The organism is Acinetobacter sp. LipI_23 (genome assembly GCF_058243045.1).
In genome coordinates, this window is sequence record NZ_JBZAYJ010000001.1 from 1,442,003 (window position 1) to 1,467,582 (window position 25,580).

At 42.2% G+C, this 25,580-nt stretch carries 28 protein-coding genes and 1 tRNA gene; 28 read left to right on the top strand and 1 reads right to left on the bottom strand.

Annotated elements, in window-relative coordinates:
• The first annotated feature begins 5 nt into the window (after nucleotides 1-5).
• The 25 genes from AC4CVD_RS07110 to AC4CVD_RS07230 all read left to right on the top strand — a co-directional run bounded on the left by AC4CVD_RS07110 (nucleotide 6) and on the right by AC4CVD_RS07230 (nucleotide 22,887).
• Nucleotides 6-1,292, top strand: a complete 1,287-nt coding sequence (locus AC4CVD_RS07110) for a DUF1073 domain-containing protein (RefSeq protein WP_490753499.1) — start codon at nucleotides 6-8, stop codon at nucleotides 1,290-1,292.
• Nucleotides 1,267-2,076, top strand: coding sequence for a phage head morphogenesis protein (locus tag AC4CVD_RS07115; RefSeq protein ID WP_201951294.1), 810 nt, complete (start codon nucleotides 1,267-1,269; stop codon nucleotides 2,074-2,076). Before AC4CVD_RS07110 ends, AC4CVD_RS07115 begins: the two co-directional genes overlap by 26 nt.
• A gap of 48 nt (nucleotides 2,077-2,124) precedes the next feature.
• On the top strand, nucleotides 2,125-2,316 hold the full coding sequence (locus tag AC4CVD_RS07120) for a hypothetical protein (protein WP_151836689.1): 192 nt from the start codon (nucleotides 2,125-2,127) through the stop codon (nucleotides 2,314-2,316).
• 121 nt (nucleotides 2,317-2,437) lie between these two features.
• Entirely contained in the window at nucleotides 2,438-3,052 is a 615-nt protein-coding gene (locus AC4CVD_RS07125; RefSeq protein WP_151836690.1) for a RipA family octameric membrane protein, read from the top strand.
• A 59-nt stretch (nucleotides 3,053-3,111) separates the two neighbouring features.
• The gene (locus AC4CVD_RS07130; RefSeq protein WP_490752614.1) at nucleotides 3,112-4,299 is read left to right on the top strand and encodes a DUF2213 domain-containing protein; all 1,188 of its coding nucleotides are present in this window, start codon (nucleotides 3,112-3,114) and stop codon (nucleotides 4,297-4,299) included.
• 14 nt (nucleotides 4,300-4,313) lie between these two features.
• Nucleotides 4,314-4,784: a structural cement protein Gp24 gene (locus AC4CVD_RS07135; protein WP_490752616.1), complete on the top strand. Its 471-nt coding sequence runs from the start codon at nucleotides 4,314-4,316 to the stop codon at nucleotides 4,782-4,784.
• A 6-nt stretch (nucleotides 4,785-4,790) separates the two neighbouring features.
• On the top strand, nucleotides 4,791-5,786 hold the full coding sequence (locus tag AC4CVD_RS07140) for a DUF2184 domain-containing protein (RefSeq protein ID WP_490752618.1): 996 nt from the start codon (nucleotides 4,791-4,793) through the stop codon (nucleotides 5,784-5,786).
• Nucleotides 5,787-5,799: 13 nt separating this feature from the next.
• Nucleotides 5,800-6,186 (top strand): hypothetical protein, encoded by a 387-nt coding sequence (locus tag AC4CVD_RS07145; RefSeq protein ID WP_490752620.1) that lies wholly within the window; start codon nucleotides 5,800-5,802, stop codon nucleotides 6,184-6,186.
• 8 nt (nucleotides 6,187-6,194) lie between these two features.
• Nucleotides 6,195-6,578, top strand: coding sequence for a DUF4054 domain-containing protein (locus tag AC4CVD_RS07150; protein ID WP_484459958.1), 384 nt, complete (start codon nucleotides 6,195-6,197; stop codon nucleotides 6,576-6,578).
• Between the two features lie 9 nt (nucleotides 6,579-6,587).
• Entirely contained in the window at nucleotides 6,588-6,782 is a 195-nt protein-coding gene (locus tag AC4CVD_RS07155) for a hypothetical protein (RefSeq protein ID WP_490752622.1), read from the top strand.
• Between the two features lie 7 nt (nucleotides 6,783-6,789).
• Entirely contained in the window at nucleotides 6,790-7,272 is a 483-nt protein-coding gene (locus AC4CVD_RS07160) for a hypothetical protein (protein ID WP_270429395.1), read from the top strand.
• On the top strand, nucleotides 7,265-7,705 hold the full coding sequence (locus tag AC4CVD_RS07165) for a hypothetical protein (protein WP_279692028.1): 441 nt from the start codon (nucleotides 7,265-7,267) through the stop codon (nucleotides 7,703-7,705). Before AC4CVD_RS07160 ends, AC4CVD_RS07165 begins: the two co-directional genes overlap by 8 nt.
• 60 nt (nucleotides 7,706-7,765) lie before the next feature.
• On the top strand, nucleotides 7,766-8,527 hold the full coding sequence (locus tag AC4CVD_RS07170) for a hypothetical protein (RefSeq protein WP_490752625.1): 762 nt from the start codon (nucleotides 7,766-7,768) through the stop codon (nucleotides 8,525-8,527).
• Between the two features lie 6 nt (nucleotides 8,528-8,533).
• Nucleotides 8,534-8,854: a hypothetical protein gene (locus tag AC4CVD_RS07175; RefSeq protein ID WP_286715898.1), complete on the top strand. Its 321-nt coding sequence runs from the start codon at nucleotides 8,534-8,536 to the stop codon at nucleotides 8,852-8,854.
• Nucleotides 8,855-8,880: 26 nt separating this feature from the next.
• Nucleotides 8,881-9,117, top strand: a complete 237-nt coding sequence (locus AC4CVD_RS07180) for a hypothetical protein (protein WP_168387090.1) — start codon at nucleotides 8,881-8,883, stop codon at nucleotides 9,115-9,117.
• A gap of 72 nt (nucleotides 9,118-9,189) precedes the next feature.
• Nucleotides 9,190-9,840: a hypothetical protein gene (locus AC4CVD_RS07185; protein ID WP_490752627.1), complete on the top strand. Its 651-nt coding sequence runs from the start codon at nucleotides 9,190-9,192 to the stop codon at nucleotides 9,838-9,840.
• Between the two features lie 66 nt (nucleotides 9,841-9,906).
• Nucleotides 9,907-13,602 (top strand): lytic transglycosylase domain-containing protein, encoded by a 3,696-nt coding sequence (locus AC4CVD_RS07190; RefSeq protein ID WP_490752629.1) that lies wholly within the window; start codon nucleotides 9,907-9,909, stop codon nucleotides 13,600-13,602.
• A gap of 11 nt (nucleotides 13,603-13,613) precedes the next feature.
• Nucleotides 13,614-14,267, top strand: a complete 654-nt coding sequence (locus AC4CVD_RS07195; protein WP_490752630.1) for a DUF2460 domain-containing protein — start codon at nucleotides 13,614-13,616, stop codon at nucleotides 14,265-14,267.
• Entirely contained in the window at nucleotides 14,264-15,121 is an 858-nt protein-coding gene (locus AC4CVD_RS07200; protein WP_490752632.1) for a DUF2163 domain-containing protein, read from the top strand. The genes AC4CVD_RS07195 and AC4CVD_RS07200 overlap by 4 nt, the downstream gene beginning before the upstream one ends.
• 57 nt (nucleotides 15,122-15,178) lie before the next feature.
• Nucleotides 15,179-17,545: a hypothetical protein gene (locus tag AC4CVD_RS07205; protein ID WP_490752634.1), complete on the top strand. Its 2,367-nt coding sequence runs from the start codon at nucleotides 15,179-15,181 to the stop codon at nucleotides 17,543-17,545.
• A gap of 134 nt (nucleotides 17,546-17,679) precedes the next feature.
• Nucleotides 17,680-18,519, top strand: a complete 840-nt coding sequence (locus AC4CVD_RS07210; RefSeq protein WP_490752636.1) for an ATP-grasp fold amidoligase family protein — start codon at nucleotides 17,680-17,682, stop codon at nucleotides 18,517-18,519.
• Between the two features lie 79 nt (nucleotides 18,520-18,598).
• Complete coding sequence (locus AC4CVD_RS07215; RefSeq protein WP_490752638.1) at nucleotides 18,599-19,021, top strand: NlpC/P60 family protein; 423 nt, start codon at nucleotides 18,599-18,601, stop codon at nucleotides 19,019-19,021.
• Nucleotides 19,022-19,026: 5 nt separating this feature from the next.
• Complete coding sequence (locus AC4CVD_RS07220) at nucleotides 19,027-21,870, top strand: phage tail protein (protein ID WP_490752640.1); 2,844 nt, start codon at nucleotides 19,027-19,029, stop codon at nucleotides 21,868-21,870.
• A gap of 55 nt (nucleotides 21,871-21,925) precedes the next feature.
• Nucleotides 21,926-22,297 (top strand): hypothetical protein, encoded by a 372-nt coding sequence (locus tag AC4CVD_RS07225; protein ID WP_087010935.1) that lies wholly within the window; start codon nucleotides 21,926-21,928, stop codon nucleotides 22,295-22,297.
• An 11-nt stretch (nucleotides 22,298-22,308) separates the two neighbouring features.
• Nucleotides 22,309-22,887, top strand: a complete 579-nt coding sequence (locus AC4CVD_RS07230) for a lysozyme (RefSeq protein WP_490752642.1) — start codon at nucleotides 22,309-22,311, stop codon at nucleotides 22,885-22,887.
• A 344-nt stretch (nucleotides 22,888-23,231) separates the two neighbouring features.
• On the opposite strand, the gene AC4CVD_RS07235 is transcribed toward AC4CVD_RS07230, so the two are convergent.
• Nucleotides 23,232-24,482, bottom strand: coding sequence for a site-specific integrase (locus tag AC4CVD_RS07235; RefSeq protein WP_026056451.1), 1,251 nt, complete (start codon nucleotides 24,480-24,482; stop codon nucleotides 23,232-23,234).
• A 160-nt stretch (nucleotides 24,483-24,642) separates the two neighbouring features.
• Between AC4CVD_RS07235 and AC4CVD_RS07240 the strand changes: the two genes are divergently transcribed.
• The 3 genes from AC4CVD_RS07240 to tnpB all read left to right on the top strand — a co-directional run bounded on the left by AC4CVD_RS07240 (nucleotide 24,643) and on the right by tnpB (nucleotide 25,550).
• A tRNA-Ile gene (locus AC4CVD_RS07240) sits at nucleotides 24,643-24,719 on the top strand.
• Nucleotides 24,720-24,834: 115 nt separating this feature from the next.
• Nucleotides 24,835-25,218: an IS66-like element accessory protein TnpA gene (gene tnpA, locus AC4CVD_RS07245; protein WP_490752644.1), complete on the top strand. Its 384-nt coding sequence runs from the start codon at nucleotides 24,835-24,837 to the stop codon at nucleotides 25,216-25,218.
• Complete coding sequence (gene tnpB / locus AC4CVD_RS07250; protein WP_275284931.1) at nucleotides 25,215-25,550, top strand: IS66 family insertion sequence element accessory protein TnpB; 336 nt, start codon at nucleotides 25,215-25,217, stop codon at nucleotides 25,548-25,550. Before tnpA ends, tnpB begins: the two co-directional genes overlap by 4 nt.
• Nucleotides 25,551-25,580 lie beyond the last annotated feature (30 nt).

A 25,580-nucleotide genomic window follows, 5' to 3' on the forward strand; every position in this document is an offset into this window, starting at 1 on the left:
AGGCAATGAATGCCATTGGTGATGCTGGTGCATATACCAACTTGGTATCGAATATTGGTACTGAGCGCGATAAATCCAGTGCTGGAAAGTTCGTACGTAAAGACATTGATGATGAACAGCTTGAAGCGGTGTACCAAAACTGGCTTGCACGGCGTATCGTCAACCGTCCTGCTTCGGACATGCTTCGTGCAGGTTGGTTCTATGAAGGCATTCAAGGTGATGATCTAAAACGGCTTGAGGAAGCGTGTAAGGCGTTTCACTTAGAGCATGTGCTTTTATCAGGCCTGATTCTTTCTCGCCTCTACGGCGTTGTGTACATTCTGCTTGGCACTGCTGATGGTGGTAATTTAGACCAGCCTTTAGATATTTCTAAGCTTGGCCAAGGTCGATTAGAGTTCTTTACGGTCGTGAAAAAGAAATACATCACACCAGATAAGAACTCGTATTTGCCGCCGTCGGCATGTTGTGGATTACTCAAACAGCCTGAATTTTACGACATGAAAATGGGGAATGAGGCGAAGAAGCGCATTCACCATTCACGCTTGATTCGTATTGCTCATGCTGATGTGGTGAATGAGGAACCTCAAAGTATCCTGCAAGAAGTCTATGAGGATCTGCTTGATCATGCCAGTGTGAAACGCGGTTCAGCCAGTCTGATTCATGAATCGAAGATTGACGTCATTCAAACGCCTAACTTGGTCGATAAGATCAAAGAGGATATGAAAGGAGTAATGGAGCGTTTCATGTCTGTGGGCTTGATGAAGAGCTTAAACGGCATGTTGGTCCTTGATGCTGAGGAAAAGTACGAATCCAAAACGTATAGTTTTGGCGGTTTGCCTGACATGATGCGTGAGTTCTCGATTCAGACGGCCGGAGCTGCAGATATCCCTTACACGATTCTGTTTGGCCAATCACCTGCAGGGATGAATGCCACTGGTGAGCATGACACGCGTAACTATTACGACTCGATTGCCACTAAGCAGGAATGGGATCTTAAGCCGATCTTAATGAAGTTCCTCGCCGTGATCTGTCAGTCTACGTTTGGACGTCAATTTCCTGAGCTTGATGTGGTGTTTAATCCTCTTTGGCAATTGGATGCGAAAGTCCGTTCAGAGGTGGAAAAAGCCAATGCTGAGCGTGATGAAAAGTATCTCAATATGGGCATCATTACTGAGCCTCAGATCGCACGTCAGCTTAATATCGACGGCGTTTATTCTGTGATTGGTGAAGATCACATCAAATTGCTGGAAACCATGGTGGTAGCCAATGACGACGATTCTACAGATTCTTAAGCCTCAGCTTCAGCAGATCAAGAAACGCAAGAAAGGTCGCAAGGCTAAGCCTAAAGCTGTTAAGGTCAATCGACGTGTTGAGTTGTTCTATACACGTCAGCTTTTGGAAATATCTAAATATTGCCAAGAACAAACCAAGGATTTTGTTTTACCTACCGTAGGGCAGAACATTGGTGATGGCTGGGTGACGGATCTATTCACGGCGTTACGTGAAAAGATGGTGAAGTACACCATGGAAGTGTCGGTATCTTTGGCCACTAAGGTGGTGATGGATACCAGCAAGGAAGTGGATAAGCAGATTGCCAGTCATACCAAGACCATTCTTGGTGTGGATTTGACGCCGTTTTTCCGTGGCGCTGATATTCAGGATGAGATTGATACTCAGATTGCTGTAAACGTTTCGCTGATTAAGTCTATTCCAAGTCAGTACACCGACAAGCTTGAAGCCTTGGTGATGAATGCCTTGCAAACAGGGCAGACCAATGAGGAACTGGCTCAGGAAATTAAAAAGCTCGGTCATAGTACGGACTATCGAGCACGCTTAATTGCTTCTGATCAGATGGGCAAGATCAACGGTGCGATCAATAAGAAGCGTCAAGAATCGATGGGTGTTGAAACTTATGTATGGCAGTCAGCAAAAGATGAGCGTGTAAGAACAGATCACCGGATTAAAAATGGTCAAACATTCCGTTGGGATGAACCACCTTCAGGCGGTCATCCAGGTCAACCGGTTCGATGCCGATGCACGGCGTTGCCGAATTATGAGGATATCCTGATTGATTAAATTTTATAACTTTCATAAAGTTGATTCTCATTAGATAGGAATTTTCTTATGCAAGTTGAAATTATTAATCACGATCATTTAGCAATGGATGCGGACTTGGAAGTTGTACCTCGAATTGGTGAAATATTTAATGGTACGACTGAAAACGGCGACGAAGTTTCAGGTACCGTGCGTGATGTTGAACATAGTTATAATGCTGCTCGAGGTGGCCACTCAATCCGAGTGTATCTAAAGCCTTGAATAATGCTGATTATTGACCCACTTCGGTGGGTTTTTAATATAAAAAGACATTCTATAATTTGGGTTGTAAAATTAAAATTTATCTTTAAGATTCTTTTAAATAATTTTACTGATCATCATTATGATAGACCCAAAAAAAGACAATGCTGAAAAGCTTTCAGAGCTAAAAGCGGTATATAAATTAGCAATTGAAACAAGAAACTTTGAGATTCATCAGTTAATTAACAGAAATAATTTCTTCATGTTATTTCAAGGTGTATTACTTGCAGCAGTTTTTAATAATCAAGCTAGCAAGCCTTTCGTAGAGTTCGTAATTTGTTTTGCTGGAATATTTATTTCATGGCATCAAATAGGTGTAGCAGCGGGAGCAAAATATTGGCAAGAATGGTGGGAATTAAAGACTAGTGAGATTGAAGAACGATTAAAAGGTGTTATTGGATCTGAGACTTTCATTCCTCTTTTTAATCTCGATGATCAAGAAAGTCACAAAGAACAAAGCACAAAAGTAATTGCTAAGATAAATAAACATTCAGGTTGGATGGATTCCATAATCAATATGTTGATATTGAAAAAATATTCTGTAAGTCGTGTACCTATCAGAAGTGGTCTCGTTTTAATGGCAACATGGACTATCTTATTTCTTAACACAATAGATTGGAGTGTTGTTAGTGCTTCAATAGATTTAAGTCAGCTTTTAGATGGCCATTTTTTCGAAAAAACCCCAAGCGAAAGATAATTAGCTAATTTTAACTAGTTCAAAACCACCGCAAGGTGGTTTTTTTATGGGCGAAATTTATGAAACTCATTTACCAACTCAAAATTGGTGACTTTGCACCAAGCGAAAGTACGCGCTCATTTACACAAGAAGGGTATCTGAAATGCGTCAACGTACGTTTGGCCAAAGCACCTCAAGTCCGTCAGTACTACGCTTATGAATTTCCAAATTTGGAAGGCTATTCAGCGGATCAGGTCATCAATGTCTATGTGGCAGCAGAGGATCTATTCAAACCGGAAGTGATCAAGAGCTTCGACGGCGTAGATGCAACGGACTATCACCCGCCTAAAAATGAAATCAATGCGTCCAACTGGAAGGACTACCACATTGGCGATTGTGAGAATGTGCGCCAAGAGGGTGAATTCATGCTGGGTGATCTGATCATCAAAGATCAGAACAGTATTAATGCTATTCAAAACAATGAGCGCGTTGAGATCTCATTGGGCTACGCGGCTGATCTTGTCCTTGAACAAGGCACGGCGCCAGATGGTACGCCGTATCAAGCCAAATTTATCAATTTTAAAGGCAATCACGTGGCGCTGGTGAAATACGGTCGCTGTGGCGGTGATTGTCGCGTCGGTGACCAAAACCCAAACCCAAAAGAGGGGAAAACAATGGAAGTAGTAGTAAACGGTATTCGCTTTGACATTGGCGATAACAAGCCATTAGCGGATGCCTTAAAAATCCAGCAAGACCAGCTTGAAAACTTAAAAGCAGCAAAACTCAAAGTCGGTGACAAGCAATTTGCCATTGGTGATGAATTACCAGCTGTACAAGCAGTGGTTGATACCTTGCAGACTGAAAATGCACAGCTTAAGCAAAAAGTCGGTGATCTTGAGAAAAACCAAATTACACCTGAAAAACTTGATCAAGTCGTAGCTGAACGTGCGTCAGTGGTTGCAGATGCGGTTGCCTTGGTACCAGGTATCAAAACTGAAGGCTGTTCATGTGAGCAAATCAAACGTGATGTGATTGCAGCCAAAGCGGGTGACACATTGGTGACCGCTGTACTCGGTGGTGTCGCCGTCGGTGATGCTAAACCTGAGCAGATCGACACGGTATTCCGTGCACTGTCAGCAGTGAAGTCGACCACACCAGGCAATGCAGTCGGTGATGCATTACATCAACAGCAACAACAGCAAAACCAAGCTCAAGACCCTAAAGAAAATAAGGGTTATGACAAGTCTGCTGCATACAAAACAATTTAAGAGGAACTTGAATCATGGTTCAGCAATTAAATGCGGTGGTCGGTCAGCGTGGCCGTTTAACTGCCAAAGAAGTTGTACTGTCATTACCGCTTTCAGGTCTGACTTTAGTCAATGACGGTGATGTGGTTGTCCGCACGACTGATGGCAAATCTGTAACGGCTGTGGCGGGTGCTACACCAACACGTTTTGGTGTCGTGGTACGCCACGGCGTTGGTAAATCAGGCAAAACGGCGGCTGGCAAAGAAGCCCATAAAGCGGCTGATATGGTGCCAGTGATGTTTGAAGGTGCAATTTGGGTCAAGCCTACAGCACCAATCACTGACATTACTGCTGCGGTTTACGTAAAAACTGCAAACGGTACCACAGCAGCACCGTTGGGTTCTTTGTCGAGCTCAGCAACTGATGGTACCGAATTACCAGGTGCAGCATGGGAAACTGTGACTGGTGCCGATGGTTTAGCCCTTCTTAATCTTCGTGGAGCTTAATAGAACATGAGCAAATTAGTAAAAATGAAAGCGCGTTTAACGCCGATTTCATACGCCATTCAGGCACAGGTGGGTGATGCGTTCAATATGGACGCATTGGCACAGCTTTTCATTAAGCTTGAAGAACAAAACGAAATTACTCCACAGCTTCAGCAGGTTCTGGACTATGCCAAATTCATTCCAGTGATGGATGTGCAAGCGGTGTACGGTGGTGGCGAAATTCTTTCACGTAAAAAAGGCGTGGGTATCGGCAAAGACTATGCAGGTACTGGTGATGATATCCCGCTTGCAGAAGTGGAATATGACACTGTGCAATTGCCTGTAAAAGTTGGCACGATCGGTTACCAATACTCAATTGTAGAATTGGCAACGGCTCAGGCAATGAGCCTTACACTTGAAGCTGACAAAGTTCAGGCTGCGAATTTGGCTGCTGAAAAACACATGTCGAATGTGGCTTGGTATGGCTACACCACAGCGAATGCAAGCGGTCAGCTTACTCAGGTCAATGGCTTCCTGAATCAAACTGGTGTGACTGGTGTGACAGCGCAATACAACTGGGCAACCGCAACGATTGAACAGGTCCTTTCAGACTTCAATAAATCGCTTGCTGATGCAACCAATCAGTTTGATGGTGATGCATCAATTGAACCAGATACATACATCTTGGCATCGAATCAATATTCGAATCTTGCCAACCGTATTGTGGCTGATTCAGGTGGTAAAACTTTCCTTGACTGGGTAACCGAAAAGAATATTTTTGCTACTCAAGGCAAGCCATTGACCATCCGTGGTTCTGGCCGTGGTAATGGCAAAGGCACTGCAAATGCAGACCGTTCGATCATCTATCGCCGTGATCCATCATGTATCCAGTTCAAGGGTAACAGCGTTGAATTCTTGACGGCGCAACCAAAAGGCTTAGATGTGCTGATACCTGGTCACTACAAATACCAAGGTGTTTGGCTGAAGCGTGTTGATTCACTTCGTTACCTTGACCATGCATAAGGATTAAAACCACATGGCTAAATATTCATACACATACAGCGGCTCTAATGCCGCTTTTGTTTTTGCGGGTATTGCGACTTTGCCTACAGGTATCGCCGTATTACTGGAAGCCGATCAGCACAAAGCACTTCAAAAGAATAAGTTTGCCAAGCATCTGATTGATGCAGGTGAGCTTGCTATTGAGGAAATTGCAGAAGTTGGTGATTCAAAACCTGCTTCAGGTCGTGGTAAAGGCGCTCAATCAGGTAAAACTGACGATGGTAAAGGCAAGGATGAATCCAAACCTGCTGAGCTCACGATTGATGATGTGCGTAAAGCGCTAACCGATCTTGAAATCACCTTTGCTGAAGACGAAACCCTTGAACAGCTGCAAGAAAAACTTGCTCAAGCCACTGAATAAGGTGATCTATGGACCCACATGCTTTTAAGTTGAAGTTTAAGTACGACACAGCGCTGATGAATCTACCCGATGCAGAAATTGCAGATGCATTAGAGGAAGCGGATCTCGTTGTGAAGTCACTTGAATTTGGTGATCTGAAAGAACGTGCTGTGGGTCTATATGCAGCACATATTCTCAAGGTTGCACTCAAATCAAAGTCAGGTAACAGCTTTTCAGATGCTTCGAGTATGACCATTGCAGGTCAGAGCGTGAGTTTTTCACGTTCGGGTACCGATGCGTTTTATAACCAGAGCATTTATGGCCAGCGTTACCTGGCATTAAAAAATTCAATTCCAATCGGCAATGATGGTACTAATCCCAATCGTTTGGGTGTTGGCGCTTTCGTTGTTTAGGAGCAAGGCATGTCATTTAAGTATCAAGCGCCTGAAAATTTCAAAGCGACTTCGCTTGAAATTGCAGGTACCACATATAAGGTTAAAGACGGTGTGATCGAGTCGGATGCCGATATTGCGCACATCTTGGCACCGCATGGTTTTAAACGTGTGTTACCTGAAGCCAAAGCAGAACCTAAAAAGGAAACTGCTACTGCAAAGTAGGTAATGTATGAGTGATTACCGTGTTGATGCTGATGTTGATTTTAACGAGGTCAATGAGCGTGTACGTGCTGAAATACGGCGCACGGTAAATGCACTCACACTTAAACTTCAGCGCACTATTCAGGAAGACATGCTGACAGGTCAGCGTTTGAATGTGCAATCTGGACGTTTAAGAGGATCCGTTTCATCCAAGGTGGAAGAGGATAAAGACTGGATCGAGGGTACAGTCGGTGCAGGTGGTGCTTTGGTACCGTATGCCTTTGCACATGAATTTGGCTTGAAAGGCTCAATGGCGATTAAGGCGCATTTGCGTACGATTAAGAAAGTCTTTGGCCGCCCAATTACGCCACGTCAAACGATGATTGCTGCGCATTCACGTAAAGTGGATATGAAAGAGCGCCGTTTTATGCGTGATTCATTGGATGAAGTGGCGAAGATTGTGCCGAAGAATATTGATGCTGCAATTGAAAGAGGATTGAGTAGTGAATAGTGAAGTCATTTACCAGGCATTGTTTGATCGTCTATCGGGTATCGATGGGTTTGTGACTATGAGCCGTAGACTTCGTTTATGGAATGACGTTGCACCTACTGAGCGTCCAGCATTATTCGTGACCCAAGGCAATCAATCTGAAGCACCTACAAAAGGCTTGGATGCCATCGTTGAACTTTCAGCGGAAGCGTATATTTATGTGCATGAAGAAGATCCAACAAAACCACCTTCAAGTCAATTAAACACGATGATTGATCGATTTCGAGCGAAGCTTGCACCCGATCATCCTGATATCTGCGAATACCAAACCCTAGGGGGATTGGTCGAGCATTGTTGGATTGAGGGCACAATCGAGGTCTACGAGGCGGCTGAAAATATGCACTATGACCAAGGGATTGCCATCATTCCGATTCGGATCCTCACCACCATCTAAAGCAATTCATAAATTCCATGACCGCCAATACGGCGGTTTTCTCATTTTTAAGAGGTCGATATGGCTCAATATTTATTTGGTGCCGGTAAAATCTTTGCCACACCATTACAGGATGTGCACGGTAATCCAATCACCAACGGCACACCAGTTGAAGTGGGCGTACTGCAGTCAACGTCAGTTGATATCAGCTATGACTTAAAAGAACTCTATGGCCGTGGTCAGTTCGCCGTGGATGCCGCACGCGGTAAAGGTTCGATTAAGTGTAAAGCGACAATGGGTCGTATCAATGGCGCATTGCTGAATTCCATTTTCTTTGGTGGCGTGGTCACTGAAGGTGGTATTACTGCAGTCGCTCAAACCATCAATGGTGAAGTCGTTGCAGCATCTGTAACACCAGTCGTTCCGAACAGCGGTACATTCTTGAAAGATTTAGGCGTGACTGATGCCAAAGCTATTCCATTAAAGCGTGTGGCGAGTGCACCGGTTGCAGGTCAATACAGTGTGGATGAAGCGACAGGTGTTTATACCTTTGCAGCAGCTGATGTGGGTAAAACGGTATTTATCAGCTTTAAATACACAGCGACAGTGGCAGGTGCCAAGTCTGGAATCGTAAGCAACTTGGATATGGGTTATACGCCTGAATTCAGTGTTGATTTGTTCCGTGACTACAAAGGTAAATTCTTTGGAATGGAATTCTTCCGCTGTGTTAGCAACAAATTGGCGTTCAGCTCAAAACAGGATGATTACGATCTACCTGAGTTTGAATTCCAGCCAATGGCCGATGATTTAGGCCGTGTCTTCAAATGGACTACTTCGGAGTAATACCAGATGCAATTTAACCAGGTCGAAAACCCACGTGGTAATCCGCTTAAAATTAATGGCCAGATTTGGATTTTTGCGCCGTTGTCATTAGGTGCTGCTGAAAAGCTGATGCCAAAGCTTAAAACCTTTGATCCAAGTGACTTTGCTTTAGTGGCAGATGTTGCTTATGGCTCTTTAAAGCGTAACTATCCTGACATTACACGTGAATTTATTGCTGATGAACTGCTTGATGTTGGTCACGTGAACGCCGTATTTGAAACGGTCATGGGGGCTTCTGGTCTGGTTTATACAGGTGAAGACGAGCAGGCAACTGATTCGGGGGAATAGACTGGGAGGAGCTGTACACGCATTTGGTGCTGACATTGGGCAAGGATTACGACTATGTGCGTAATGAATTGGATTTCCCAAGAGTCAAAGCATTGAATGCGTATCACAAGCAGTGTCCTCCCAGCCATGTTGGCATTCAGCGTCTGTGTCGGATCCTTGAGGCATTTATGGGGATTGATGACAGTACAGGTTCAGACGATCCGCAAACCGATGATGAAGATGATTTGTTTGCGGATCTGCAGAACTTTCCTCAGGGTGGTTAAGGCTGCCCTGATTGATTTATATACTTGAGTTGGTTAAAGTTTGATTAAGCTTTATAAAAACTTGGAATTATTATGAAAAATTTGTTTATTGCTGGGGTGATGACAATAGCTCTTATGGGTTGTGCTAAAAATAATGAAGCAGAAATTTTGGAAAAAGAAACACAAGCAGCAGCTGAAGACCTAGATAAAGCAAGATCGCAAATTTCTCAACCTGAGGATATGACTTCTTGGGAATATGATGAATCGAAAGATGAAATGCGAGGTACTAAGGCTCAGTATGCATATTTAAAATCAGATAATCGGGTTGATTTTGATTTCCCATATGACGGTGGGTCTTTTCTTCAAATTACATTGCGTAAAAATGACAATAATCCTAGTGATGTAATGTTCGCAATTTCAAAAGGTCAGTTTCACTGTAATAGCATCACTGATAGCTGTTTTGCATCTGTTAAATTTGATGATGGTTCAATTCAAAACATAGAACTAGCAGGCAGTGCAGATCACTCAAGCGAAGTGATGTTTATAAGCCATCAGAATGACGTTAATAAATTTATATCTGAGTTGAAGACCTCTAAGAATTTAATTATTGAATTGCCATTCTATCGTGAAGGAAATAAACAATTTAAGTTCAAATTACCTAACTTAGAATGGGAATCTCCTAAACCAATTAAAAATGTAGATCATCCAGTTACGGACACAGCAGCAATAGAATCTGCATCGTAAATAACGAATTGTTTTATGAAATCAACCGCCTCACGGCGGTTTTTTTATGCCTGTGAGATAGGAATTATGAGCAACAATCGAGTGGAAGTGCACGTTGGTGCGAAGACTTCCGAACTTAAAAAAGGCATGAATGAAGCCGAAAGTATTGTTAAAGATACGGCGCAGGAGATTGAAGTCACAGGTAAAAAAGTGGACTTTCAGATTGACGTATCTGGTGTTCAAAAGACCTTTGATAATCTCTCAAGCAATATCTCTACACAAATGCTGGGCTTGGGTAAAAAAATTGCTGCTGGTATTGGTTCAGCACTAGCTGTAGATGGATTGGTCAGTTTCACTCGTAACGCCATTAGCACCGCTTCAGAAGTTCAGAAAATGTCTGACATGCTGGGTGAATCGGTAGAAGACTTCCAATACTTTGCCAAGGGTGCTCAAACAGCTGGATTGTCATTAGAACAGTTCGGCATGATGGGTAAGGATGCGCTGGATCGTCTCGGTGAAGCACGCCGTGGTGAAGGTGAAATGATGGACTTCTTTGAAAATGTTGCGCCTAAGATTGGTGTGACCATCGATATGTTCAAAGATTTAAGTGGTCCAGAAGTTATCCAGGCATATTACGATGGGTTGGAAAAAGCCAACTTATCGCATGCTGAAACTATCACCTACATGGAGCAGATCGTCAATGATGGCAGTTTGCTTATTCCACTACTCAAAGACGGCGGTGCAGGCTTTAAAAAATGGGGTGAAGAAGCCAAGAATGCTGGCACTATCATGTCTAAAGATATGGTGGATAACCTCGGTAAAGCCAAAGAAAACCTTTACACACTAGAGCTTCAGTTCCAAGGCTTCCAGGCAATGCTGATTAATTCAGTAACGCCTGCAGTGACTGCCATTGCACAGAACTTTGACAATATCAAAGCTGTAGTCATCGCTTTAGGCGCAGCTATTTCAGCCAAATTAGTTGTTCAATGCGCCATATTGGCTAAAGAGTTTGTGATCGGCGTGGCCCAAGGTATGGCATATCAGATGCAATTGTCTGCGCTTCAAGGACAGGCAATGCGTACCGCGACGGCGATGGGTGTACTGCGTAGTGCGTCAGCATTGCTTGGTGGTCCAGCAGGTTTGGCAATGTTAGCTGTTCAAGGGGTGGCGGCAGGTGCTGCATTCCTCTATATGAAACGAAGCAGTGATGAGACAGAGCCAGCACTCAGCACACAAGGTAAAAGTGTTGCTCAACTCCGTGAGGAATATGAAAAGCTTGATAAGGCTCAACAGCGTGTATTGACGCGACAAGCCACGGCAGACCTATCCAAAGCTGAGCAGGGTTTCCGTAAACAGGAAATTGCATTACTTGGGTTGGTGCGTGCGGTTGTTAATCATTCCGATGCATCAGATGCTGATAAAAAAGCAGCTAAAGAGCTCCACGATCAATATATTCAAGGCAAGCTGAATGCAGATCAACTAGCCACAGGTATTAATAACCTACGAACAGTTGAGTCTAAACATAAGGCTGGGATTGATGAGAAAGCTGCTGCCGTTAATAAAGAGCGTAAAGCAGTCATTGATGCTCAGGGTGTTCTAAAGACTTATAACCAAGTTGTGACACAAGGTACTAAGGATAATAAGGAACATACCGACTCGATTAATGATAAAGCAAATGCATTAGCCAATTTGACTGCGAAGCAAATGGAGTATGTTCGTGAATCCAACAAACAGTCTGAACGAGAACGCTATATTCAACACAACATGAAAGTTGGTGGTGTGTCGCGTGAGCGTGCTGAGCACATGGCAGATGCACGTGATAAGGCTGGTATGGGATACACCGCTAAAGACGGCGCAATGCCTGAAGCTGTTAAACAGGCTGAAGAAGCTGACTGGAAGCGTAAACAGGCAGCTGAAGCACGTGAGGAGGCTGAAAAGAAAGCTGAGGAGACTCAAAAACGTCAAACTAAGGAGCTTGAAAAACAGCAACAGATTTTACAGGTCAATGCGCGTGTAAAAGCGAATGCTGAAAAGTTTAACTATTCAGGCTTTGAAGCCAAGTATGGCTTGCCGAGTGGCATGCTATCAGCTCTTAACATGCAAGAGACTAAGGGTCGAAATGTTGAAGGCGTTCAGACTAAATACGGCACGGCGAAAGGCAACTTTCAAATGCTGGATATGACCGCCAAGCGCTTTGGCGTATCTGATCCATTCGACACAAAACAAGCTGCTGAAGGCGCAGCCAAATACATGCGTTTCTTGCTAGATAAGCATGGTGATATCAACAAGGCTATTTCTGCTTATCACGCAGGTGAAGGGAATGTTGATCGTGGTACCGGTATTGGTCCAGTAAACCGTCAATATGTCAAAAATGTTAAAGGCTATATGGCTGGCGTTAATGGTGTTGAGGCGGGAACAGATGCATCCGCGTATGAAAAAACACTTCAGGAGCAGGTTAGTAAGGCTGACGAGGCTGAAAAACAAAAGCTTGCACTTCAGTATAAATATGCAGATGCACGAAAGCAGATTGCTATTGATCTTGATAATGACATTAAAGAAATTGAAAAGTCGACACTTTCAGGTGATGAACAAATTAATGCAATTGTCATGGCCAATCAGCAAGCTTCTGACAAACTCAAAGCAATTGATATTGAAAATCTTGAGCACCGATTAAGCCTGAATGAGCTTGAGATATCAGGACGTGAAATCCTAGCTGATCGTATTTACGAAATTGAAATGGCTCAGCTTCAAGCACTGTTTGATGCTGGAAAAATTTCAAATGTTGACAAGGTTAATCTTGAAAAAGAACTTCAAGATAAGCTGACTGCAGTCAAACGGATTGGCTTAGAAGAGCGACTTGATCTTGAGATGCAATTAGGTGCACTGACAGGTGATCCAAAAGGCATTGCTACAGCCAGTAATAACCTAGGTGCTTTAGATCATCAAAAAAGCCTTTCCGATATAAATCAACCCAAGAAGTTGGATGATGCTCAATTAGCTGATTTTGAGGAAAAGTTTGGTGGTTTAACTTCACGTATGTCTAGCCTTTGGGATAAAGGCATCCAAGCTATGTTGAATGGCACACTTACCTGGAAAGGTGCCATGAATGCCATATTCTCTGAATTGGCTGCTGAGTTTGTTCAAAACATGATTACAGCACCAATGAAAAAGTACGCTGCAAGCCTAGCCACTCGATTGGCTGTAAAGCTTGGATTCATCAAAACTGAAACCGCTGCTGAAGTTGCAGGTCAAGCTGCACAGACTGGCGCCGTAGTGGCGGGGGAAACCACCAAGACCATGGCAACCAGTACAGGTGCTTTAGCGCGTTTGGCTATCAAAGCGGGTGAAGCAATCAAGTCCATCATGATGTATGCCTGGGAAGCGATGGCGGGTGCATTTAAAGCCATGGTATCCATTCCTTACATTGGTCCAGTGCTTGCTGTGGCGGCTGGTGCTTCAGCATTGGCATTGGTCGGTGGTCTTGCTGGCAAAATCAAATCTGCTCGAGGAGGTTACGACATTCCTGCAGGTGTGAATCCAGTAACTCAATTGCACGAAGAGGAAATGGTCTTGCCTAAACAGCATGCCAATACGATCCGTGCCTTGGGTAAAAGCTTAACCTCCGATGGAGGAATAGGTGGAGGCGGTGGAAGTTCAGCGCAAACCTTTAACAATTTCACGATTCAGGCATGGGATTCAAAAGACGTTCGCCGTTTTATGGAAAAGCATGGGCGTGAATTGGCTGGTGGTCTGAAAGGATACAACCGTAATTTTGGTCGATAAGGGAGAAAATCGTGTCTGATGTATTGTTTCCTGAATTGCCAGGACTGGAATGGGATCTGAGCAAGAAACCCATTTTCAATACAAAGATCATGGAATCGGTGAACGGTCGGGAACTTCGTGCAAGTTACCAGGCTGTTCCCAAGTATGAAATATCTTTGTCATTCGGGTTTCTGCGTGAGTCGAAAGGACGTAATGAACTACAGCAACTCGAAAGTTTCTTTTATGAGCGCCGTGGTGCATTCGATTCCTTTCTATTCAAAATGCCTGAGGATTGCGATTACACATGTTCTTACAGTGGTGATGGTAGTACGACAAGTTTCCAGCTGTATAAGCAGATGCATACATCCGTGATTCCTTTGGCACATACAAAGGCTGAAACAGTTTTTGAAGTGGATCCAACGTTTTGGAATGAAAACGACAATCAGCAATTTTGGAGTGATAACGACGATGATCTTTTTTGGGATGACACAACTGCTCAAGTCACCAAGTCAGGCATGGTTACGCTTTCAAAGCCTTTGAAACAAGGTTATAAGTTTGAGGTGAAAGGAACGTATTACTATCGTTGTCGTTTCGCTGACGATGAACAGCAATACACCAACTTCATGAGCAAATTATGGAAAGCCAATAAAGTTGAAATGATTGGCTCATTGGGAAATAAAGTATGAGAGCAGCTTCTCCAAAATTAATTGCGTTACTTAATGCTGATCAGTTTGTGATGGCAGATCTCTATACCATTACAACGGTGCAGGGCGATGTTTTTCGATACACGAATTATGATTTTGACCTGGTGGTTGCGGGCCAAGTTTATAACTCAGATGGCCCAATTATCAGCCGTGATGGAATCAGTCTTTCACTCGGTATTGAAGTCGATAATTTATCGATCAATATTGATTGTATTGACGATAACAAATGGAATGGCATTAATGTTGTTCAAGCCTTTCATAATGGCCAACTAGATGGTGCTCGATTTAAGTTGGAGCGCATATTTATGGATATGAATACGCCAACGGACACCAGTGCCGGGGCCATCAAGCTTTTTGAAGGTCGAATCATTGAGCCTGACTTAGATCGAAATACGATTCAAGCCAGTGTTGCATCCGATCTGGATGAATTGAACGTACAAATGCCACGAAATCTGTATCAGCCAAGCTGTACTAATACACTATTTGATACTGCATGCGGTTTATTGCGTCAAAATTTTATGGTGCAAACGACAATTGAATCAGGCAGTACTGCAGCTCGAATCTTATGTCAGGTGAATCAGCCGCAAGGTTGGTTTACCCAGGGCGTGATTGAATTCCTAGATGGTGGGAATGCTGGCTTGAAACGTACCGTACGGCTTCACGAGTCTGGTGCATTGTTGCTGACCTTGCCTCTACTTGAAGCACCGCAATCTGGTCAGCGTATCAAAGTTTATCCAGGATGTGATAAACGTCTTGAGACATGTCAAAACCGTTTTAATAACTTCAGCCGTTTCCGTGGTGCGCCATTTATACCGGTACCAGAAACAGCAGTTTAACCAAATTTGTATTAATCCATACCCAGCTAATGCTGGGTTTTTTTATGGGGTGAGAAAATGCCTTTACCTACTGCAGCTGAATTAACAGATCCAAATGCAACGAATATGCAGATGAAAATGCGACTAGCACAGTTGGTCCAGAATGTACTTAGTAAGGATGATGGCGATCGTCTGGAAAAATACGTTGAGTTATTAGATCAGAGTCAAAGGAATCTTCTACATGAAAATATAGAGTTAATAAGAAACTATATTAATTCATTAGTTATTGATGCCAATGAAGGAATACTTTCTGATTTAATGAATGCCTTACTGTTAGATTTAGCAGCGGCGGGTGCAGGAGAGAATGGATGGCTTGCTAATCTTGTACTAGATGAAAGCGGTTTTAGTCAGCAAGTAGTAAACAAAAGTATATTTAGAGTTAATGGGAAATTACTAGGGATAGTTCCATTCCTAGATGTTACGTCACAACTTGAACATTATCTTAATGATGATGTAACTCACGAAATCTTTTTGCCAAAAGGTGAGTATATTCTAAGTCGAAAAATTACGATTAATTCAATCCATCCAAAAAAGATCGTATTAGAACAGGGTGCATACTTTAAGCCGGACACTGCTGCTGGTGTGGTTTTATTTGATATTTATTCGCATTTAGAATTTGAGAATCTTAGTTTCGATTTTGATGGCAAAGGCTGCTTCACTGCTGTGTGTTATAATCCAAATTGCGGCACTGTTAGGCTCAAAAACACGACTTTTAAAAACCTTAAAGATGTGGACGCTACTCGTGCAACAACGCTTTTATCAGTTTCAGCAGTAGGTAATTTTTTAGATATTGATGGGGTATATTTCGAGAATTGTTTAAAAAAAGGGAATGGATCTATAACTGATTCAGCAGGTTCTTTGAACGGATTATACATTCACGGGGCAACCAACTTGCTTGGTGGGAATGTTGATAATATTGATGTGAAGAACTTCCATAATATTAATGCATCTGATCAAATTATTATTGAAGATACTGCGGGATTATATGTTGCAACAGGGGGACTATCTATCCCCTTAACCGTGGGGAAAGTAACTGGTACGGAGTTTGGAAAGCGGTTGGTTAAGCTTCAATCTTCGGATGTATCAATCGACTATATTGACGGTATATCTGATACTGGCGATTCATGGGGTGTTGTTGGGGTTCTGAGTGAACCCAACATCTTTACAGGGTATAGAAACAGGATTGAGTATGTTAAAGCCCGAGGTAACATGGATTATGCTGTTGCAGACCTGTGCCAAGATACCGAAATTGGTACTGCTGATATTGAGGTTTATGGGTCGAATCCTTTAAATACTGGTACGATTCATGCTGGGTTATTCGTATCCGACGGCTCAAGCGGGCTAAAGGTTACGAAACTGATTTCGAAAGCATCGCGTCCAATCTCTTTAAACCCAGCTAGTGTTGCCAAATCTGTTGGCAATATCAATATCACTCTAGCGGAATTAACTGTTATTGGAGCTGGAACAACGGCGATAAATATCCCTGGCAATGCCTCTTTAACCAAAGGCTCGATCAATGGGTTGACTATCGACAAGTTAATCCTAACTAATGCGGGTAGCTCAAATATTGCTTTAATGAGTACGTTTACATCTGATCTTGGGTACAGTGATTTTGATTTCAAAGATATCGAAATTCGTGCAAAGTTAATCAATAACCGTATTTCATTAGGGTTTTTCCAGGGTGTCAATAATCTATATATTCCTAAAGTTAAATATATTGATGAGGTTGGCCAGGTCACCACAATTGCTGATTTTATTACGGCGCAGAACTGTAAAAACGTAAAGATTGATAACGTGGATCTACCTATTACTTCTAACCGTACTTTTTATGTAGTTAATAGTTCTGATGTCACCATTGGGTCAAACATGAAATTAGCAGATGCTACTACAGGTCATGTGGTCAATGTAGGCTCAACTAACGTAAAAGTTCAATCTCAAGACTTAAAAATTACGGACGCAACTAACGCAGGTGAAATAATCCGGTTTAGCGGAACAACTGCACAAAGACCAAAGAGAGCACAGGCAGGGTTTAATTATTTTGATACGACTATATCGAAGTTAATTACGTGCTCCACCTCTGCGATAATAGACGCGGCAGGAAATGTTACGCCCCCCGCAGTGTGGTCTGAAGTAATGATGACTAAACAAGCTAGTTTTTCTTATGACCCGCCTTCTATTCCTGCTGGAGAAAGCGCCCAGACATTCCAGACATTTTCGGGAGTGACTATCGGCACTCCGGTTATAGCAGCATTTAGTGTATATGATCCTGGGATGGAGGTCTCTGCAGTTGCCAGTGCTGCTAACACTGTACGTATTAACTTTAAAAATATAGGTACAGTACCTTTAGATTTAGGAAGTGGAACGATTACTGTGAAGCAAATTTAATTATCTACCCCTCTTTTTTTGGAAAGAGGGGGTGATTTCTTTAAATCTCAATGTTAAAAGTATATATTCACTTGGTTTTAGAGCCGCTGATTTTAGAGAGATAAAGAATGTTAAAGAAGATAATGAGAAAAATTATGTTTACTGCCATTAAGGGATTGCCAGTAATTCAGCAAATTAAACTGAATTATTTTTTGCAGTACAAAAAGTTTCCCAATATAAAGAACCCTAAGACATTTAATGAAAAAGTCACTCATAGAGTTATTTTTGATAACAATCCTTTATATGCAGAATTATCAGATAAATACACAGTGAGAAAATATATAGCAGATAAAGTGGGCGAGCATGTTCTCATACCTTTACTATTTACTACTAAGAATCCAGAAGATCTTCTGAAAATGGATAAATGGAATGGAATAGTAATTAAGCCGAATCATGGCGCAAGCTATGTAAAACTTATAGATAATGAGCCAAGTGAGAAGGAGAAGAAGGCGATTATTTTGGAGGCTCATAAGTGGCTATCTATAGACTTTTCAAAAGTTAATAATGAGCAGCACTATGCCTCAATTGAACCAAGGATAGTTGTTGAGGAAAAAATCACACCTGCTGGCTATGTTCCGAAGGATTATAAATTCCATTGTTTTAAGCAAAAAGATGGTGAGATAAAATATGTTCTTCAAGTAGTGGATGGCCGTTTCGGCACAGAATCACGAGGATATTATTTAAACTCCTTTGATAATTGTGTTTGGCATCATGGCGGAGATAATTATCAGCTTTCAGAAAATGAGAAAAAATCGTTAGTTAAAATTCTTCCATACAATAAAGCTCTTATGGATGATTTTGATTATGTACGTATCGACTGGTACATCATTGAAGATAATATTTACTTTGGTGAAATGACATTTACACCAGGTTCGGGGAAAAACCCAGAATTTGGAGAAGAGTTAGAGAAAGTTATGGGTGATTACTGGTGCTAAAATAATCAGGATCGTTAATTCGAATGATGCCTTAATTTACATGAGAATTAAGGCATTTTTTTTATAATTTTGAAAAGTTATGAATAGTCAACTTGCAGTACAAGAAGCTTTGACATGGCTGGGTACTCCTTATCATCACCAGGGGCGTGTTAAGGGTGTGGGCGTGGATTGTGGAACGTTGATCTGTGAAGTCTATGAAAAAGTGGGCTTGATGGATCATTTAGATCCACGTCCATACCCAGCTGACTGGCACCTTCATCAAATGGGGCAAAAATACCTAGAGCATGTTAAATCAGTGTGCTTTGAAGTCGATGATCCACAGCCTGGTGACATTGTTCTTTATCATTTTGGCAAATGCATCAGCCATGGCGCAATTGTCGTAGAGTGGCCAACAATCATTCACTCTTATATCAACCACGGCGTCATCCTGCAGGATGGCACAAAAGGAAGTTTAGCCCGGCGAATTGCCGGGTTTTTTCGTATGAAGCGACTAAAAGAGTAAACACTATGGGTGGAGTCTTTGGGGGTAGTAGCACGGTCAGTGTTACAGACAAACGTATTAACTCGATGCGGATTCAACAGTCAGCGTACGGTCTTTGTCAGCCTTTGGTATATGGTAAAAATCGTGTAGCTGCTAATATGTTTTGGTATGGTGATTTCCTGGCAACGGCACATACCACAACAAAAAAATCAGGTGGTAAAGGTGGTGGCTCGGTCAAAACAAAAACCACTACTTACACCTATAGTGCATCAATGATGCTTGGACTTTGTGAAAACAAGATTCGAGATATTAGCACGATCTGGCGTGACAAGGAGCAGATCGTCACAAAAGCAATTAATGGTATTCAGATCAAGCCGATTGATCAGCTGGGCTTTGAATTGTTCGATGGCGACTATAATCCTGTATGGGGTTATTTAGTCTCTAAGCATCCAAACCAGGCATTGCATTATCCTTATTTAGGATATGTTGCATGTCCTAATTATGAGTTGGGAGGCAGCGCAGTATTATCGAATCACAATTTTGAAGTAATTAGTGACATTACATTTCAATCTAAAAACTTATTCGATGTGTCAAAGGTTAGACATAATAAATCAGTGGCTACGAATGGTGTTGTAAGTAATCCAGGTGTAGGTTGCTCCGATTTTATTCCAGTCGAAGCAGGTGTTTGGTATACCATTAGTGGATATAGAAGTCGTCCATACATGGCATTTTATGGTGACAATAAAGATAATTCAGCTTCTTTGGGGCTAATCAATTTATCTGGAATGCCTGCTCAGTTTAGACCTCCAGTTGGAGCAAAGTATGTAGTATTTGATCTATATAGAAATATAAATATAGGGTTTTCAAATATCCAAGTTGAGAAAGGCCGAGTTGCTACAGCGTACTCCCAATATGCACTACCAAAACCAGACGCTAACCCTGCAGACGTCATTGAAGACTATGTGACCAATCCTCGCTATGGGGCAGCACCTGGTCTAAATATGGCTGATCTGACTGAATTTCGGGATTATTGTGCTGCAACCGGTCTGCTGATTAGCCCAGTATTCACTGAACAACGTCCAGCACATGAAACCATTGCTGAAATTGTTGAAGCAGTAAATTGCACTGTGGTGCCGAGTCCTGAAGGCTTAAAAATCCGTTCATTTGGTGACAGTGCAGTCACTGGCAATGGTCTTACCTATGCACCAAATCTCACACCGGTTTATCACTTAACTGATGATGATTTCATTGGTAAAGAAGAACCAGTGCGCGTACGCCGTAGTCGTGATACTGATGCTTTTAACCATGTACAGATTGAATATGCGAACCGCTTTAATCAGTACAACGTTGAGACGGTCGAAGCCAAAGATCAGGCAAATATCGAAATGTTCGGACTGCGGACACAGGATCCAGTTAAGTATGACTTTTTCTGTGAGCCCAAAATCGCACGTCATGCAGCTCAGTTGCTGTTACAGCGCCGTTTATATGTTCGTAATGAATATGAGTTCCAGCTCGGTTGGAAATACTGTCTGCTTGAGCCCATGGACATTGTGACCATTACTGATGAATCACTTGGTCTTGATCAATTCCCTGTACGCATTACACGTGTAGAGGAAGATGAAGACGGATTACTGACGATTACAGCTGAAGAGCTTGCAGTCGGTTCACGTTCTGCAGTTGAGTATGATCTTCAATCATCGAATGGCTATCAAGGTGGCAATGAAGAACCAGGTAACGTCAATGCACCTGTTATTTTTGAACCACCGCTTGACTTGACTGGGGGTAAAAACCAGCTTTGGATTGCGGCGTCTGGTGGACTGAATTGGGGTGGTTGTACGGTATGGGTAAGCTTAGACAACGAAACTTATGAAGCCATTGGTACGATCTATGGTTCAGCGCGTTACGGTACTTTGGTATCTGCAATCAATGCCAGCGTATCTTCTATGCAGGTTCAACTGAATACTTCTAGTCAGTTATTCAGCGGTACCTTAGAAGAGGCAGAAGTGGATGCAACACTCTGCCGAGTCGGTGAAGAGTTCTTTAACTATGTAGATGCCAATCTTGATGGTTCAGGTTTATATACCTTAAGTGGCGCACTACGTGGTCGTTATGGGCAAGCGATAACGCATAACGCTGGTGAACCTTTTGTCCGTATCGATCGTGCGATCTTCGAGTATGATTTCAATCCAAACATGATTGGGAAACAGATTTATCTGAAGTTCACCAGTTTCAATGGATTGGAGCAAAAAGAAGAAACATTGGATGAAGTAGCTGCATACGATTACACCGTCACAGTTGGTACACCTCCATCCGTGAAAGGTTTATCTCTTCAATCTGCTTTCTTGGGTACTAGTTTTAAGGTTCAGTGGCAAGCGACAGCGGGTGCAACTGGATATGTAGTTCAGATCCACTCAGGTGGTGTGTTGCTGCGTACAGTTGAAACCACAAATACTGATTATTCATACAGTATGGAAGAGGCGAAGATTGACGGTGTTCAGCGCGCATACACGATTCGAGTTGCAAGTAAGAATGGATCAATCATCAGTGGTTTCAGTGAGTTGAATATCAGCAATGCTGCACCGCCTGCATTGACCAGTGTTTATACCTCAGCTGCAGAAACATCGATTACAGTGACATGGATTCCAAGTGAAGTACCAGACTTAAAAGACTATCAAGTTTGGGTGAGTACAACACAAGGTTTTGATCCTGAGACCACAGCTGCACGTTGGACTGGTACCGAGAATGCTTGCATGATCACTGGTCTAAGTTCGACCACGATTTACTACATTCGTGTGGCTGCACGCGACGTGTGGAAACAAACGTCATGGAACTACTCAGCAGAGATCACGCAGGTCACGGCTGATGGATAAAACAACATAGAGCACCTTCGGGTGCTTTTTTATTGCCAAAAATTAGGAGTGGTCTATGAATGACCCGTTAAGCATTAAGGGCCTACCATGGCTTTTTAAAATTATCGCTGCAGTGGTTGGGGCAATCTTTGCTCTGACGTTATCGGGGGATATCGACACTGAGGGACGAATTAAAATCACGATGGGTGTGATTATGAAGTTCACGTTTAGTGTGGCGATTAGTCTGTATGGTGGTTCAGCATTTATTGAATATTATGGTTGGCATGTCTATTCACATATGACGCAAGGCTTTGTAATGTTGATCTTTGCGATTTTCGGAATGTTGTTAATTGGCATCTGGTATCAAGCAATCCAGCTGTTACGCGGTAAAACCATTGGTGAATTAATCTTTGAAATTCGGTCAGCTTTTAAAGCGATGTTTAAGTGAGTAAGTGAGAAATGAAACAGATATTTGATTTTTTAAGAAAGATCAGCGGCGGGACACTTACTCAAAAACAGGTAGATGCTGCTAATCAAGTGATTGCAACAGCTACAGATTCTGTTGTGGCTGATATGTTGGGTATTGCGATCGACCAGATGGCCGTTAGCCCTTTTGGTGTAGATCTCATCTATAGTTTCGAGGGTAAGCGACTTACTGCCTATGACGATGGGGTGGGAGTGTGGACGATTGGTTTCGGTACCACAGTTTATCCGAACGGCATCAAAGTCAAGAAAGGTGATACCTGCACGGAAGCACAAGCCAAGGCATACATGGCGCATGATTTAAAGAAGTTTGAATCGGCTGTAAATAATACGGTGAAGGTGCCTCTTAATCAAAATCAGTTTGATGCTTTGGTTTCACTTGCCTACAACATTGGGACTAATGCATTTAGCAAATCGACGTTGGTTAAAAAGTTGAATGCCAATGATATTCGTGGTGCTGCAGATCAGTTTGATGTATGGGTGAATGCAGGCGGTAAACGCATGCAAGGGCTTGTAAATCGTCGCGCTAGAGAAAAAGCTTTGTTCATATCATGATCAAAACATTATTGTTGTGCATCCTGCTATCGGGCTGCACAGCACATTCGATTTCTACAAAGGTGCATGTCACTGTTTGTGTTCAGTGTGTGAATTAAGAAGGCCCTATTGAGGGCTTTATTTCGACACAACCTTAGCACCTTTCCAAAACTCCCCACGTCGACGCACTAAAAATGAACTTGCAATACTTTCAGCATGAAATACTTTGGCATCATCCTTATCATCAACCCAAAACCATTCAGGTTGATAGACCTGTTGGATATCTGAAAAATCATCATATTCAGTTATTTCTTGTGTTGCATCTCGATATGCAAGCCACTTACCATCTTTGGTGATGTAGGCCGTTAGCTTTCTATCTTTGAGAAAATAGTTGATTTATATTCACCTAAAACAATGTCCTCAATAGCATTCATTGCTTCACGTAATTTTCTTTCACTAACTTGTACATAACCTGCAGTTACATCGCGGTCATCTTCTTCCTTATGATTGAGTAAGCGCTTAATTGTGTATCGACCATAATCCAAGTTTTCAGCAATAGAACCAAATGTTCGACGTAGATCATGGAAACTAAACTCAATTCCGCAAGATTTATTAATTTTCTGTCGTACTTTAGAAATATTAACAATATGTCCCGAAGATGATTTAGCAGAAGGGAACACCCATTCTGTAGTGGCCTGTGAGTAGCGCTTTTTCATTAATTCAAGTAGAAAATTACCCATTGGCAATGTGTGAGGTTCGCCATTCTTCGGATCTATAGATGTTATGCGCCCATACTTTAAATCAACACTTGACCAAGGGAGGGATTCACATTCTTCACGTCTAAAGCCAGTCAAAACTAAAGTCAGTAAAAAATCGCGGTTAGTTTCTAATTGTTGGCCACGATCTTTATATTGAAATACAGCTTTAATCCAATCAGGCATTTGATCCTCATTGATATAAGTCTTACGTCGTCTAATTTTGTTCCAAGCATTTTTAGCATTTAGGGTTTTAATAGGATTGTGAGCATCAAGAATCGGCTTATCATTTTCATCTAGATAATGCTCAACTGAATAATTATAAATGGCACGAAAAACGCGCATGGCCATATTAGCTTGAGCCTTACTTCGTTGTGATAGCTCTGTATGTTTAGCCTGAATCATAGTACGAGAAATATCATCCAGCTTTAAATTATTCCAATCTTTTAAATAGTCATCAATCACGATGGTGTAATCTTTAATGCTTCTTGGTTTTAAGGTTTTATGGAATAAGTAATTATCAAAAGCTGCTTTTAATGTTGGTTTGCTTCTTGATAGGTCGGTTTTAGCTTTTTCATCCGCAATAGCTTTGCGTTTCATTTCGTTTGGGTTGATGCCTTGCGTCATTTGAGCAAGCTTATCTCGGGCAATGTCTCGCGCCTGAGCAAGTGTTAGATTGCCATGTAGACCAATTGTAGACCGTACTGTCTTACCAAGAACCTTCTTTTCAACGATATAGGTTTTACAGGTTGAATTGACACGAATAGCAAAACCAATAAGCTCAATGTCACGATAAATGGCAGGAGTCATTTCGAGTTGGTCAATAAGTGTCTTTGTGAGCTTTACTCTGGATGATGACATCGCTAGAATCACTACCAATTGCAATACTTTGCAATATAGCACAATAATTTCTAGCGTCTACTATAGGACTACAAGTAAAAAATACTTGCTCAATAGGAAAATGTTAGATAGTATTGCAGCACTGCCAAGCTATTGAATATAATCGCTTTGCAATCTTATAGGGCCTATAGCTCAGTTGGTTAGAGCAGCGGACTCATAATCCGTTGGTCGACAGTTCAAGTCTGTCTGGGCCCACCACATTCAACCTCGTAAACCTTTGGTTTATGGTAAGCGTCCGCTAAACACACCTTATGAATTCGTCCTATAAGCCTTAATTTAGTCCTCACTTAAAAACAAGTGGGAACTTAAATTTATGACTACAAATAACCAGACATCCATCGCATCTCTTACGATAAAACGAAGAACATATAGTGCTGAATTTAAACAGCAGATCGTTCAGGCGTGTAAAGCATCGGAGGTTTCAATTGCTTCGGTCGCTTTGCAACATGGATTGAATACAAATCTTGTATCCAAATGGATTCGCTTAATTGATGCTAAGCCAGGGAATGATCGCTCACTACTACCGAATAAACCTGCATTTATTGCCTTATCTTGCTCTGCACCATTAGATCCTATTTCTACTGGCATGTTAACGGTTCAAATTACTTTACCCCACTCAAAAGCAGAAATTGGCTTGAAATGGCAAGTATCAGAAATATCTGCTTTAGCAGAATTACTCAAGGCACTTACAACATGATCCGTATCGATGAAATCTGGTTGTCTACCCAGCCCATGGACATGCGTGCAGGTATGGATACGGCCATGGCTCAGGTGGTGAGAGCCTTTGGCTACATTAAACCGCATTGTGCTTACCTGTTCTGTAATAAACGTGGCCATCGCATGAAAGTGCTGGTACATGATGGACTGGGGATCTGGCTGTGTGCTCGGCGGTTGGAACAGGGCAAATTTCACTGGGCTAAAGTTCATCAGGGTGAAACCCTGGCACTCAGTCCAGAACAGTTACAGGCACTGATCCAGGGTTTGCCTTGGCAGCGCATTGGACGACAGCAATTGGTCACAATGCTCTAAACTAGCTTGGTCCATTCTGCTATTCTCCAA

Coding starts and splice junctions, on each gene's coding strand:
- AC4CVD_RS07150 (WP_484459958.1), top strand. CDS start 6,195: ATGGACCCACATGCTTTTAAGTTGAAGTTTAAGTACGACACAGCGCTG.
- AC4CVD_RS07200 (WP_490752632.1), top strand. CDS start 14,264: ATGAGAGCAGCTTCTCCAAAATTAATTGCGTTACTTAATGCTGATCAG.
- AC4CVD_RS07140 (WP_490752618.1), top strand. CDS start 4,791: ATGAGCAAATTAGTAAAAATGAAAGCGCGTTTAACGCCGATTTCATAC.
- AC4CVD_RS07225 (WP_087010935.1), top strand. CDS start 21,926: ATGAATGACCCGTTAAGCATTAAGGGCCTACCATGGCTTTTTAAAATT.
- AC4CVD_RS07115 (WP_201951294.1), top strand. CDS start 1,267: ATGACGACGATTCTACAGATTCTTAAGCCTCAGCTTCAGCAGATCAAG.
- AC4CVD_RS07125 (WP_151836690.1), top strand. CDS start 2,438: ATGATAGACCCAAAAAAAGACAATGCTGAAAAGCTTTCAGAGCTAAAA.
- AC4CVD_RS07220 (WP_490752640.1), top strand. CDS start 19,027: ATGGGTGGAGTCTTTGGGGGTAGTAGCACGGTCAGTGTTACAGACAAA.
- AC4CVD_RS07235 (WP_026056451.1), bottom strand. CDS start 24,482: ATGTCATCATCCAGAGTAAAGCTCACAAAGACACTTATTGACCAACTC.
- AC4CVD_RS07160 (WP_270429395.1), top strand. CDS start 6,790: ATGAGTGATTACCGTGTTGATGCTGATGTTGATTTTAACGAGGTCAAT.
- AC4CVD_RS07130 (WP_490752614.1), top strand. CDS start 3,112: ATGAAACTCATTTACCAACTCAAAATTGGTGACTTTGCACCAAGCGAA.
- AC4CVD_RS07155 (WP_490752622.1), top strand. CDS start 6,588: ATGTCATTTAAGTATCAAGCGCCTGAAAATTTCAAAGCGACTTCGCTT.
- AC4CVD_RS07170 (WP_490752625.1), top strand. CDS start 7,766: ATGGCTCAATATTTATTTGGTGCCGGTAAAATCTTTGCCACACCATTA.
- AC4CVD_RS07210 (WP_490752636.1), top strand. CDS start 17,680: ATGTTTACTGCCATTAAGGGATTGCCAGTAATTCAGCAAATTAAACTG.
- AC4CVD_RS07190 (WP_490752629.1), top strand. CDS start 9,907: ATGAGCAACAATCGAGTGGAAGTGCACGTTGGTGCGAAGACTTCCGAA.
- AC4CVD_RS07145 (WP_490752620.1), top strand. CDS start 5,800: ATGGCTAAATATTCATACACATACAGCGGCTCTAATGCCGCTTTTGTT.
- tnpB (WP_275284931.1), top strand. CDS start 25,215: ATGATCCGTATCGATGAAATCTGGTTGTCTACCCAGCCCATGGACATG.
- AC4CVD_RS07230 (WP_490752642.1), top strand. CDS start 22,309: ATGAAACAGATATTTGATTTTTTAAGAAAGATCAGCGGCGGGACACTT.
- AC4CVD_RS07135 (WP_490752616.1), top strand. CDS start 4,314: ATGGTTCAGCAATTAAATGCGGTGGTCGGTCAGCGTGGCCGTTTAACT.
- AC4CVD_RS07175 (WP_286715898.1), top strand. CDS start 8,534: ATGCAATTTAACCAGGTCGAAAACCCACGTGGTAATCCGCTTAAAATT.
- AC4CVD_RS07110 (WP_490753499.1), top strand. CDS start 6: ATGAATGCCATTGGTGATGCTGGTGCATATACCAACTTGGTATCGAAT.
- AC4CVD_RS07120 (WP_151836689.1), top strand. CDS start 2,125: ATGCAAGTTGAAATTATTAATCACGATCATTTAGCAATGGATGCGGAC.
- AC4CVD_RS07205 (WP_490752634.1), top strand. CDS start 15,179: ATGCCTTTACCTACTGCAGCTGAATTAACAGATCCAAATGCAACGAAT.
- AC4CVD_RS07185 (WP_490752627.1), top strand. CDS start 9,190: ATGAAAAATTTGTTTATTGCTGGGGTGATGACAATAGCTCTTATGGGT.
- AC4CVD_RS07215 (WP_490752638.1), top strand. CDS start 18,599: ATGAATAGTCAACTTGCAGTACAAGAAGCTTTGACATGGCTGGGTACT.
- tnpA (WP_490752644.1), top strand. CDS start 24,835: ATGACTACAAATAACCAGACATCCATCGCATCTCTTACGATAAAACGA.